The sequence below is a fragment of the Vibrio sp. T20 genome (assembly GCF_007858795.1).
GTDB lineage: Bacteria > Pseudomonadota > Gammaproteobacteria > Enterobacterales > Vibrionaceae > Vibrio > Vibrio satsumensis.
The window spans coordinates 1-12,117 of the sequence record NZ_VFEB01000141.1 but is presented as its reverse complement, the minus strand read 5'-3'; the positions used below and the strand labels follow the sequence as shown (position 1 = coordinate 12,117).

Sequence of the window (12,117 nt, the reverse complement as noted above, 5' to 3'; positions counted from 1 at the left end):
TAAAGGGGGAGGTTTACGGAAGCAACAGCAGGTAAGATCCCAATATTCAAAGTAGAGAGTTACTGAAACAACAGATGTAAAAAACCAGTTTTTCGACTAAGGCTTCTTAAGAGTCGATGAAGAGGGGTTTGGCGCGGCAGGGCTCCCTGTGGACTGGCGATCCACCGGGCTGGCGCACCAGCCCGCGACCCTCTTGGCACCAAATTATCTAAATTCCAGACGTAAAAAAGCCCCGTCATTTCTGACGGAGCTTCTTAAGTGATCAGTGAAGAGACATTCTTTGAACATCAGGCGAACCCCACTTGGGTTCCAATCTAGCGATCTACAGATGAAAAAAAAGCTCATCATTTCTGATGAGCTTTCTTAAGGTGGTCGGTGAAGAGGGATTCGAACCCCCGACCCTCTGGTCCCAAACCAGATGCGCTACCAAGCTGCGCTATTCACCGAGACGTTTCGCTTGATTTCTCAAACTGGAAACTTCAAAGAAGCTACCAAAATTAATGGGGTGGCTAACGAGATTCGAACTCGCGACCACCGGAATCACAATCCAGGGCTCTACCAACTGAGCTATAGCCACCACTAATTTTTTATATAACCGCTTAAAAGCGATTATTGAAATAGTGGTCGGTGAAGAGGGATTCGAACCCCCGACCCTCTGGTCCCAAACCAGATGCGCTACCAAGCTGCGCTATTCACCGACTAGTTTTGTATCGACTCTTGGGAAGAATGAATCAACACTGGAAGCCGAAGCTACCGATATTTTGTAAAGAAAGAATGGGGTGGCTAACGAGATTCGAACTCGCGACCACCGGAATCACAATCCAGGGCTCTACCAACTGAGCTATAGCCACCATAATTTCTTTTCTGCCAATTTCTCGCTTACCGAAGTAAGTGACCGGATGGCGCGCCTGAAAGGATTCGAACCTTCGGCCTTTGGCTCCGGAGGCCAACGCTCTATCCAGCTGAGCTACAGGCGCATGCCCTGTCGGCGGAGTGGAATAATACGTATATCACCCAATGCCGTCTAGTACTTTTTTAACTTTTTTTTCTGTTTGGTCTCTTTTTCGACAGTTAATATGTGATAAACCCCTTATTTGAGTACTACAACCTGCCACAGCTTATAAGTTGTTGTTTATTGCAACAACTTATCGGGATATAATCACCCATTATTTACATTGGTTTAACAGTTGCTCTTTGCTGGTTAAAGCCAAAACACCCTTCCAACACTATAAATTGGTAAGCATGTACTTACCTTGGGAATGTAAAGTGAGTTTAATGGATATGTCTCGTCGAATTTTAAGCATTGTCATCGCAGTTTTAACCTTTTCAACTGGCGCAATGGCTGCAGGCCTTAGCGAAGCGGAGCAAGATGCAATTGCTGAACGCATCAAACCAGTTGGCCAAGTTTACCTAGTCGGCAGCGAGCCAGTAGCCGCAGAACCAACAGGCCCTCGTGATGGCGCAGCAGTTTACGGTACCTTTTGTATCGCTTGTCACGCATCTGGCGTAAGTGGCGCACCTAAAACAGGTGATGCTGGTGACTGGGGTCCTCGTATTGCTCAAGGTCGCGACATCCTAGCTGACCACGCAATCAACGGTTTCAATGCGATGCCTGCGAAAGGTTCATGTATGGACTGTTCAGACGACGAAATCAAAGATGCTATCGAGCACATGATTGCCGGTCTGTAATTAAAAATGCCAAATTCAAAAAAGGTGACCTCATGGTCACCTTTTTTATTGTCTTCTATATGGTGTTAATTAAGTAGAGAATTATTTCTTATTGAACATCGCACGAATGTTAGCAATGTGCGCCTGCCCTTTCTCCATTCGCTCTTCAGCGGACTGTGGCTTCTTCACGCTTTCCCACTCCACATCATCATGTGGCAGTTCATCTAAGAAGCGGCTTTGTGTTGGCTTAATCAACTCGCCATACTGACGACGTTCACGACACTTAGTAAAGGTCAGCTCTTTCTGAGCTCGAGTAATCCCTACATACATCAGACGACGCTCTTCTTCTACGTTACCTTCATCGACACTGGTTTGGTGCGGCAAGATACCCTCTTCAGCACCCATCAGAAATACATACGGAAACTCTAGGCCTTTCGATGCGTGCAATGTCATTAATTGAACTTGATCTGCATCGTCATCATCTTCACCTCGTTCCATCATGTCGCGCAGCGTTAAACGTTGAACCACCTCGCGTAGGGTTTTCTCTTCTTTGTCGTAGTTGTCACCCTCAAGATCGGCCACAATCCAACTATAAAGATCAGAAACGTTCTTCATTCGCATTTCAGCAGCTTTCGGGCTCGCAGAGGTTTCGTATAACCAATCTTCATAGTTAATGTCACGAACCAAAGAACGAACAGCCTCAACCGTATTACCACGTTCAGCATTATCCGAGATACGAACAATCCAATCACCGAATCGGCGCAGGTTTTCTAAACCACGCCCCGTCAGCGTTTGCTCCAAGCCCATTTCAAAGCTTGCTTCAAACAAGCTTTTACCACGCATGTTGGCGTAGCTGCCTAATTTCTCAAGCGTCACCGGACCAATCTCACGACGCGGTGTGTTTACAATACGTAGGAAGGCGTTGTCATCATCTGGGTTCACCAACACACGCAGGTAAGCCATGATGTCTTTAATTTCTGCTCTGGCGAAGAAAGAGGTGCCGCCGGAGATCTTGTAAGGCACGCGGTTCTGCATCAGCGCTTTTTCAATCAAGCGCGATTGATGGTTACCACGGTAAAGCACTGCGTAATCTTTATATTCAGTACGGTTCAAAAACTTATGAGCGATGATCTCACCGGTAATACGCTCGGCCTCATGCTCTTCATTCTTAGCATTCAGTACCTTGAGCTTTTCACCGTCTGGGATCTCTGAGAACAGTGACTTTTCATAAACGTGTGGGTTGTTGGCGATCAAGATGTTCGCCGCACGTAAGATTCGACTGGTTGAACGATAGTTTTGCTCTAGTTTGATCAAGCGTAGGTTCGGGTAGTCCTCACCAAGCAGCACCAAGTTTTGCGGTTTTGCACCACGCCATGAATAGATAGATTGGTCGTCATCACCTACCACCGTCAAGCGGCCGCGCTCTCCAACAAGCAAGCGAACCAGTTCATATTGGCTGGTGTTGGTATCTTGGTATTCATCCACCAATAAGTAGCGAATACGCGACTGCCAACGCTCGCGTACTTCTTGATTGGTTTTGAGCAGTAATACCGGCATCGCAATCAAATCATCAAAGTCGAGTGCGTTATAGGCCTTCATCTGTTTTTGGTACATCTCAAAACAGAATGCAAAAAGCTGTTCTTGTTCGCCTTGAGCTCGAGCTTTCGCCTGATCTGGCGTCAGCATGTCATTCTTCCAATTCGAAATCGCACTCATCAATGCACGCAATAAATCCTTATCGCCATCAATTTGTCTTTCAGTTAACTCTTTTAACAGAGCTAACTGGTCTTGATCATCAAATAGAGAAAAACCCGCTTTCAAACCCAGTGCTTTATATTCACGACGAATGATAGTTAAACCCATGGTGTGAAACGTTGAAACGATCAGACCTTTCGACTCACCTTTACCAAGAGTTTGTCCAACACGCTCTTTCATCTCACGTGCCGCTTTATTGGTAAAGGTTACCGCAGCAATATGACGCGCCTTATAGCCACACTCTTGAACCAAGTAAGCGATCTTATTGGTGATAACACGTGTTTTACCGGATCCAGCGCCCGCTAATACTAAGCAGGGGCCCGAAACATATTTCACGGCTTCATCTTGTCTTGGGTTCAGTTTCATTTGGTTCTCAATTTGGTCTAGAGGAGCGAATTAAATTGCGCGCCTATAATAATGCTGCAACACCTCGAATGCTACGTTCTCTTATACAAGATTTTTACGCTGCATGTGTAAAACTTTGTTGCACATGTGTGTGGTTCTTAGGCTATAATGAATGAACGTTCATTCACTGGTGATAGAATAATGACAACTCATGCACCTCAGGATAAACGCCAACAAATACTTTCTGCCGCTGAAAAGCTCATTGCCGAGGTCGGCTTTCAAGGCCTTTCAATGCAAAAATTAGCCAAAGAGGCGGGGGTTGCTGCAGGCACTATCTACCGCTACTTCGATGATAAAGACCACTTGATAGATGATGTTCGAGTGCTCGTGACTCAAAGAGTAGCTGATGCTGTTCAAGAAGGGGTTAATGATTCGGATCCAATAAAGCAACGCTATAGAACCATGTGGCTCAACATATGGAACTTAGCAGGAACGAACTTAGCCGCGATCAAAAATCGGGTTCAGTATGACTCACTACCCATAACAAATAGCCTAAACTTCAGGGAACTAGAACGTAAAATGTTTGCCCAAGTTGAGCTGCTATTTAATGAGGGTAAAGAGCAAGGATTGTTTAAACCACTTGATAATGAAGTACTAAGTGGCTTGAGCTTAGCAGCTAGTGTATCTCTAGCGCGAAAGCATTCTTTAGGATTTTACCAACTCGACGAGGCTGCACTAGAAGCTGCAATTGAAGCCAGTTGGGACGCAATAATTAAACACTAGATCGGAGTTTTGACCATAATGAAAAAGTGGACTTTCTTCATGTTACTCATCGCTGTACTACTTTTCGGCAGCGTTATTGGGTTCAACATGTTCAAACAACAAAAAATTGCTGAGTATATGGCCAACCGCCCTGAACCAGAGTTTCCAGTAACAGTGACTGAAGTTCAGCCGATCGACTGGGTTCCAGTGATTGAAGCTATCGGCTTCATCGAACCTAACCAAGGTGTGACACTAGCTAATGAAACTAGCGGTGTTATTGACCAAATCTCTTTTGGTTCAGGAACTGACGTTAAAAATGACCAACTTCTTGTTCGTCTTGATTCTGGCGTAGAAAAAGCCAACTTAAAGAGTTCTGAAGCTCGCCTGCCTGCGGCAAAAGCAAAATACAAACGCTACCAAGGCCTGTTTAAGAAAGGCTCTATTTCAAAAGAAGCATACGATGAAGCAGAGGCAAACTACTACTCTCTATCTGCTGACATTGAAAGCTTAAAAGCATCGATCGAGCGCCGTGAAATTCGTGCACCATTCGACGGTACTGTTGGTATTCGTAACGTATACCTAGGTCAATACCTGCAATCGGGTACAGATATCGTTCGTTTAGAAGATACCAGTGTAATGCGCCTGCGCTTCACGGTTTCTCAAACCGACATCTCTCGTATCAATGTAGGCCAAGCTGTCGACATCTTTGTTGATGCTTACCCAGAAACACCGTTTGAAGGCTCCATTAGTGCAATTGAACCCGCTGTTAGCATCCAAAGTGGTCTTATCCAAGTTCAAGCAGATATTCCAAACAATGATGGCAAACTTCGTAGCGGCATGTTCGCGCGCGCTAACATCATTCTGCCTAAACTAGAGAATCAAGTAACTCTGCCTCAAACAGCGATTACTTTCACTCTATACGGTGACAATGTTTACATCCTGACTGAAGAAGACGGCGTTCAGCGTGTTGCTCAACACGTCGTGAAAGTTGGTGAACGCACAGCAGATATCGCGCACATCCTTGAAGGCGTTAAAGCTGGCGATACGGTTGTAACTTCTGGCCAAGTACGTCTAAGTAACGGCGCCAAAGTTAAGGTTGTTGAAAGTGATGCAATCACTCCACCATCTGAAACACCTAAGCTGTAACTGGAGGCACAATGCGCTTTACTGATGTTTTTATTAAACGTCCAGTTCTAGCGGTATCCATCAGCTTTTTGATTGCGCTGCTTGGCTTACAAGCAATCTTCAAAATGCAGGTGCGTGAATACCCTGAAATGACGAATACCGTTGTAACCGTAACCACGAGTTACTACGGTGCAAGTGCCGATCTTATCCAAGGCTTTATCACCCAACCCCTCGAACAGGCTGTGGCGCAAGCGGATAACATCGACTATATGACTTCCTCTTCTGTACTCGGTAGCTCGACGATTACGGTGAACATGAAGTTGAACACCGACCCGAATGCAGCGCTGTCTGACATACTGGCCAAGACAAACTCGGTGCGTTCTCAGCTTCCAAAAGAAGCGGAAGATCCAACCGTAACCATGTCGACTGGTTCAACAACAGCTGTACTCTACATTGGTTTTACTAGTGATGAGTTGGTGTCGAGCCAAATTACCGATTATCTAGAGCGTGTAATTAACCCGCAGCTATTTACGGTAAATGGTGTATCGAAAGTTGACCTATACGGTGGCATGAAATACGCACTACGCGTATGGCTAGACCCGTCAAAAATGGCTGCAGTTAACCTAACTGCTAGTGATGTAATGACGGTATTGAATGCCAACAACTACCAATCGGCTACAGGTCAAGCAACCGGCGAGTTTGTTCTTTATAACGGCAGTGCCGACACGCAAGTATCGAACACTGAAGAATTAGAGAACTTAGTCGTTAGAAGTGGTGAAGGTGAGATTATTCGTCTGTCTGACATCGCTAAGGTTTCTCTAGAGAAAAGCCACGACGTTTACCGTGCAAGTGCAAACGGTCAGGAAGCGGTTGTTGCTGCGATCAATGCGGCACCAAGTGCCAACCCAATCAACATCGCTGCAGATGTACTTGAGCTTCTTCCTCAACTAGAGAAGAACCTACCAAGCAACATCTCTATGAACGTAATGTACGATTCAACTATTGCTATTAACGAGTCAATTCAAGAGGTTATCAAGACAATCCTTGAAGCTGCATTAATCGTATTGATCGTAATCACCTTGTTCTTAGGTTCATTCCGAGCGGTACTGATTCCTATCGTTACTATCCCACTGTCTTTGATTGGTGTGGCAATGGTAATGCAGGCAATGGGTTTCTCTTGGAACCTGATGACACTCCTGGCAATGGTACTCGCCATCGGCTTAGTGGTAGATGATGCGATCGTAGTACTTGAGAACGTCGACCGGCACATCAAGCTCGGGGAGTCCCCTTTCCGTGCGGCAATTATCGGTACCCGTGAAATTGCGGTCCCTGTTATCGCAATGACACTAACGCTAGGTGCGGTATATGCTCCAATCGCAATGATGGGTGGTATCACAGGCTCGCTATTTAAAGAGTTTGCGTTAACCCTAGCAGGTTCGGTTTTCGTGTCAGGTATTGTGGCACTTACGCTATCGCCAATGATGTGTTCAAAAATGCTGAAAGCTCACGCTGAGCCAAGCAAGTTTGAACAGAAAGTTCATGGTGTACTGGATGGTATGACTAACCGTTACGAGCGTATGCTTGGCGCGGTAATGCAGCATCGTCCAGTATTCATTGGCTTTGCTATCATCGTATTTGCAAGTTTGCCGATGTTATTCAAGTTCATCCCTAGTGAATTAGCACCTTCAGAAGATAAGGGTGTAATCATGCTAATGGGTACGGCACCTTCGAATGCGAACTTAGACTTCATGCAAAATACCATGAACGACGTAAACACAATTCTGTCTGACCAGCCAGAAGTAGCGTACGCGCAGGTGTTTACTGGTGTTCCTAATGCAAACCAAGCGTTTGGTATTGCATCTATGGTTCCATGGAGTGAGCGTGAAGCAAGCCAATCAGAAGTAGCAAACCGCGTTGGTGGTTTGGTGAAAGATGTTCCTGGAATGGCGGTAACAGCGTTCCAAATGCCAGAACTACCAGGTGCAGGTTCAGGCCTTCCAATTCAGTTTGTCATTACAACGCCAAACAGTTTTGAAAGCTTGTTCCAAATCACCACTGACATTCTGGCTGATGTATCTTCAAACCCACTGTTTGTATATTCAGATCTCGACCTGAACTACGACTCAGCAACCATGAAGATCAACATCGACAAGGATAAAGCAGGCGCATACGGTGTGACCATGCAAGATATCGGTATCACGCTAGGTACCATGATGTCAGATGGCTACGTCAACCGTATTGACTTGAATGGACGTTCTTACGAGGTAATTCCTCAGGTTGAACGTAAATTCCGTTTGAACCCAGAGTCGATGAACAACTACTACGTTCGAGCAGCTGATGGTAACGCTGTTCCACTAGGCAGTTTAATTACGATTGATGTTGTGGCAGAACCTCGTTCTCTTCCTCACTTCAACCAATTGAACTCAGCGACGATTGGTGCGGTACCTGCACCAGGTGCGGCAATGGGTGATGCAATTGCTTGGTTTGAAGATACAGCAGCAAATAAACTACCAAGTGGCTACAACCACGATTACATGGGTGAAGCGCGCCAATATGTAACTGAAGGTAGCGCACTTTACGCGACCTTTGGTCTAGCACTGGCTATCATCTTCTTGGTACTTGCGATTCAATTCGAATCTCTTAAGGATCCATTGGTTATCATGGTATCTGTACCACTGGCGATCTGTGGTGCTCTAATAGCTCTAGCTTGGGGTGCGGCAACGATGAACATCTACTCGCAGGTAGGTTTGATCACCTTGGTTGGTCTGATTACCAAACACGGTATCTTGATCTGTGAAGTTGCAAAAGAAGAGCAGCTACATCATCACAAGACTCGTATCGAAGCGGTAATGGAAGCTGCGAAGGTTCGTCTTCGTCCAATCCTGATGACAACGGCGGCGATGATCGCAGGTCTAATCCCACTGATGTACGCAAGTGGTGCGGGTGCGGCTCAGCGCTTTAGTATTGGTATCGTAATCGTTGCTGGTTTAGCGATTGGTACTCTCTTCACGCTATTTGTACTGCCCGTGATTTACAGCTACCTGGCTGAAAAACACAAACCTCTACCTGTATTTGTTGAAGACAAAGACCTAGAAAAGCTAGCTCGTGTCGATGAAGCAAAAGCGGCACATAGAGAATTAGCTGATAATAAGTAATCGCTAAGTCGTATTAACAATAAAAAGGCTACTTCGGTGGCCTTTTTTTATACGCCATAGGCGACATCTCAAGTGTGATTAAATAGAATAGTAGTAAATATTCAGGAGTTTTAATTGATATGTTTGATCCAAAAAAATTAGAGCAGATTGCTAAGCAGATCCACGATTCTATGCCTCAACCAGTAAAAGAGCTTGGTTCAGACGTAGACCAAAAAGTTCGCCAGGTTATCCAAGGCCAGCTAAACAAGCTAGACGTTGTGAGCCGTGAAGAGTTTGATGTTCAAACACAAGTACTGCTTCGCACTCGCCAAAAGCTAACTGAAATGGAACAGAAGCTAGCAGATCTAGAAGCTAAGTTTGCTGACAAGTAAGTTATCAGCGAAAAACATAGAAGGGTTGACGTGAAAACGTCAGCCCTTTTTTATGCGAGCGAGAATAATAAGGAGAGATTCCCGGCCACGTTTCTTCGCCACTTTCAGGAATGACTTAGTTTAAAAGCTATCGTCCTCTGGTACGCAAAACATTCTCGACTTCCACCTCTGAAAAACAAAAAAGGCTTGGTCAACGGCGACCAAGCCTTTTCATTAGATGTTGTGTTGCTTATTCATAACTCCAACCTGTAAGAAGTTATTGATACTGCTTTGCTTTTTCTACAAATTCGCAATATCTAATCTAAGCGACGAATTAACCGCCTACAGCGATACGTTTCATGTCGCTCATGTAGCTACGTAGCTCTTCACCAATGTACTCTACAGGGTGGTTACGGATAGCTTCGTTAACTTCGATTAGTTTAGCGTTATCTACTTGGTTAGATGTTTCACCTAGACCACGACCGATTACGTCAGTTGCAACTGAAGGCATGAACTTCTCACGTAATAGCGGTGTTGCTACGTTAGCGAATAGGTAGTTACCGTACTCAGCTGTATCAGAGATTACTACGTTCATTTCGTACAGACGCTTACGAGCAACTGTGTTTGCGATTAGTGGAAGCTCATGTAGAGATTCGTAGTAAGCAGACTCATCGATGATACCTGATGCAGTCATAGCTTCGAATGCTAGCTCAACACCGGCACGAACCATAGCAACCATAAGAATACCGTTATCGAAGTACTCTTGCTCTGAGATTTCTACGTCAGAAGCTGGGTAGTTTTCGAATGCAGTTTCGCCTGTTTCTTCACGCCAGCCTAGTAGGTTCACATCATCGTTCGCCCAGTCAGCCATCATAGTGCTAGAGAAATGACCAGAAATGATGTCATCCATATGCTTGTTGTAAAGCGGACGCATTAGGTCTTTAAGCTCTTCCGAAAGCTCAAACGCTTTAACTTTAGCTGGGTTAGATAGACGATCCATCATGTGAGTTACGCCACCGAACTTAAGTGCTTCAGTGATTGTTTCCCAACCGTATTGTAGAAGCTTGCCTGCGTAACCTGGTTCAATGCCGTCAGCAATCATCTTCTCGTAAGATACGATAGAACCTGCTTGTAGCATGCCACAAAGGATAGTTTGCTCGCCCATAAGGTCAGATTTAACTTCCGCTACGAAAGAAGACTCTAGGCAACCTGCACGGTGACCACCGGTACCAGCAGCCCAAGCTTTAGCGATATCCCAGCCTTCGCCTTTAGGGTCATTTTCTGGGTGAACAGCGATCAGTGTTGGTACACCGAAACCACGCTTGTACTCTTCGCGAACTTCAGAACCAGGACACTTAGGTGCAACCATTACTACCGTAAGGTCAGAACGTAACTGCATGCCTTCTTCAACAACGTTAAAGCCGTGAGAGTAACCAAGTGCAGCGCCTTCTTTCATTAGAGGCATTACAGTTTCAACAACGTTTGTGTGTTGCTTGTCTGGAGTCAGGTTGATTACTAGGTCTGCTTGAGGGATTAGCGTTTCGTAGCTACCAACAACAAAGCCGTTCTCATCAGCGTTCTTGAATGATTGACGCTTCTCGTCAATTGCTGCTTGGCGAAGAGCGTAAGATACGTCTAGACCAGAATCACGCATATTTAGACCTTGGTTTAGGCCTTGAGCACCACAACCAACAATTACGATTTTCTTACCTTCAAGATATTCAGCTTCTGTCGCAAATTCTTCACGATCCATGAAGCGGCAACGACCTAATTGGTCTAGTTGTTCACGAAGGTTTAATGTATTGAAATAGTTAGCCATTCTAGGGCACTCCTTTAAAAATAAGTCCATAAGGTCGATATCTCTCTATCGAATGACTTCATACTAAAACAGACACTCCGTTGCTGAAAGTGATATATTCACAATTAGTTATTGCAATAAATGCAACATGGAAACGATCGCAGAACATGAACATAAAATCTCTACAACTATTTATACATCTATGTGATAGCAAGAGTTTCAGTAAAACCGCTGCTGCTATGCATGTCAGCCCTTCAGCGCTGAGCCGTCAGATACAAAAGCTTGAAGAGGAAACAGGACAAGAGCTGCTTATCAGAGACAACCGCAGTGTTGATCTGACCCCAGCAGGTAAACATCTATTACCTGTGGCATTGAACATCGTTGGCGAATGGCAACAATATAACCTGCATCTGAAGGGCGGAGAACAAGAGCTTAAAGGTGAAATACGTATATTTTGTTCTGTGACAGCTAGCTACAGTCACCTACCTGAACTCATAACCGAATTTAGGGCTATTCATCCGTATATTGAATTTAAGCTCTCTACTGGCGATCCGGCTCAATCCATCGACAAGATCTTAAATGATGAGGCGGATATCGCGATCTCTGCAAAGCCAGACATCCTTCCTTCAAGGCTAGAATTCGAGACCATCAGCGATATACCACTTTCCGTTATCATCCCATCAGGAGTGAGTAGCTTTAGCCAACAACTACAATCTGATAAACCAAACTGGAATGAAGTACCTTTTATCATCCCAGAAGCAGGAACGGCCCGAGAGCGTGCAAACGCATGGTTCAAAAAGATGAAGATAAAACCCAATATTTACGCTCAGGTTTCAGGGCATGAGGCAATCGTGAGCATGGTTGCCCTTGGTTGTGGGGTTGGTATCGCGCCAGATGTGGTCATTAACAACAGTCCAGTAAGAGATAAAGTAGACCGTTTAAAGATAGAACCCATCAAACCGTTTGAATTGGGTGTATGTTGTAAGCGAGCACAATTAGATAACCCTCTAATTCGAGCGTTCTGGCAAGTTGCAGAAGGGAAATATTTAACAGACTATTAGTCGTTATTTTCAATACAAAAGAGGGAAGAGCACGTCAGTGCTCTTCCCTCTTTTCATTTATGTATATCTCAGATAAGAAAAAAGCCCGCTGATTTCTC

8 protein-coding genes and 5 tRNA genes are annotated in these 12,117 nt (G+C 45.0%); 6 read left to right on the top strand and 7 right to left on the bottom strand.

Annotated features, from left to right (window positions below):
* Window positions 1–369 precede the first annotated feature (369 nt).
* The 5 genes from FTW16_RS17105 to FTW16_RS17085 form a co-directional block, all read right to left on the bottom strand.
* Window positions 370–446 (bottom strand) — tRNA-Pro (locus FTW16_RS17105).
* Between the two features lie 55 nt (window positions 447–501).
* Window positions 502–577 (bottom strand) — tRNA-His (locus FTW16_RS17100).
* 44 nt (window positions 578–621) lie between these two features.
* A tRNA-Pro gene (locus FTW16_RS17095) sits at window positions 622–698 on the bottom strand.
* A gap of 77 nt (window positions 699–775) precedes the next feature.
* Window positions 776–851 (bottom strand) — tRNA-His (locus tag FTW16_RS17090).
* A 49-nt stretch (window positions 852–900) separates the two neighbouring features.
* Window positions 901–977: transfer RNA gene (locus FTW16_RS17085), tRNA-Arg, on the bottom strand.
* 298 nt (window positions 978–1,275) lie between these two features.
* Here FTW16_RS17085 and FTW16_RS17080 point away from each other — a divergent pair.
* Window positions 1,276–1,689, top strand: coding sequence for a c-type cytochrome (locus FTW16_RS17080; RefSeq protein ID WP_146491947.1), 414 nt, complete (start codon window positions 1,276–1,278; stop codon window positions 1,687–1,689).
* A gap of 81 nt (window positions 1,690–1,770) precedes the next feature.
* On the opposite strand, the gene rep is transcribed toward FTW16_RS17080, so the two are convergent.
* Entirely contained in the window at window positions 1,771–3,789 is a 2,019-nt protein-coding gene (rep, locus tag FTW16_RS17075) for a DNA helicase Rep (RefSeq protein WP_146491946.1), read from the bottom strand.
* A 180-nt stretch (window positions 3,790–3,969) separates the two neighbouring features.
* On the opposite strand from rep, the gene FTW16_RS17070 reads away from it, so the two are divergent.
* From FTW16_RS17070 to ubiK, 4 genes are all read left to right on the top strand, one after another.
* Complete coding sequence (locus FTW16_RS17070) at window positions 3,970–4,551, top strand: TetR/AcrR family transcriptional regulator (protein WP_010433399.1); 582 nt, start codon at window positions 3,970–3,972, stop codon at window positions 4,549–4,551.
* A gap of 18 nt (window positions 4,552–4,569) precedes the next feature.
* Window positions 4,570–5,676 (top strand): efflux RND transporter periplasmic adaptor subunit, encoded by a 1,107-nt coding sequence (locus FTW16_RS17065; protein ID WP_060983266.1) that lies wholly within the window; start codon window positions 4,570–4,572, stop codon window positions 5,674–5,676.
* Window positions 5,677–5,687: 11 nt separating this feature from the next.
* Window positions 5,688–8,810 carry a multidrug efflux RND transporter permease subunit gene (locus FTW16_RS17060; RefSeq protein ID WP_146491944.1) on the top strand — a complete coding sequence of 1,041 codons (3,123 nt, stop codon included), beginning with the start codon at window positions 5,688–5,690 and terminating at the stop codon, window positions 8,808–8,810.
* Window positions 8,811–8,929: 119 nt separating this feature from the next.
* Window positions 8,930–9,181 (top strand): ubiquinone biosynthesis accessory factor UbiK, encoded by a 252-nt coding sequence (ubiK, locus tag FTW16_RS17055; RefSeq protein ID WP_146491943.1) that lies wholly within the window; start codon window positions 8,930–8,932, stop codon window positions 9,179–9,181.
* Window positions 9,182–9,494: 313 nt separating this feature from the next.
* On the opposite strand, the gene ilvC is transcribed toward ubiK, so the two are convergent.
* Window positions 9,495–10,979 carry a ketol-acid reductoisomerase gene (gene ilvC / locus FTW16_RS17050; protein WP_086711540.1) on the bottom strand — a complete coding sequence of 495 codons (1,485 nt, stop codon included), beginning with the start codon at window positions 10,977–10,979 and terminating at the stop codon, window positions 9,495–9,497.
* Window positions 10,980–11,125: 146 nt separating this feature from the next.
* On the opposite strand from ilvC, the gene ilvY reads away from it, so the two are divergent.
* Window positions 11,126–12,019, top strand: coding sequence for an HTH-type transcriptional activator IlvY (ilvY, locus tag FTW16_RS17045; RefSeq protein WP_146491942.1), 894 nt, complete (start codon window positions 11,126–11,128; stop codon window positions 12,017–12,019).
* Window positions 12,020–12,117: the final 98 nt, after the last annotated feature.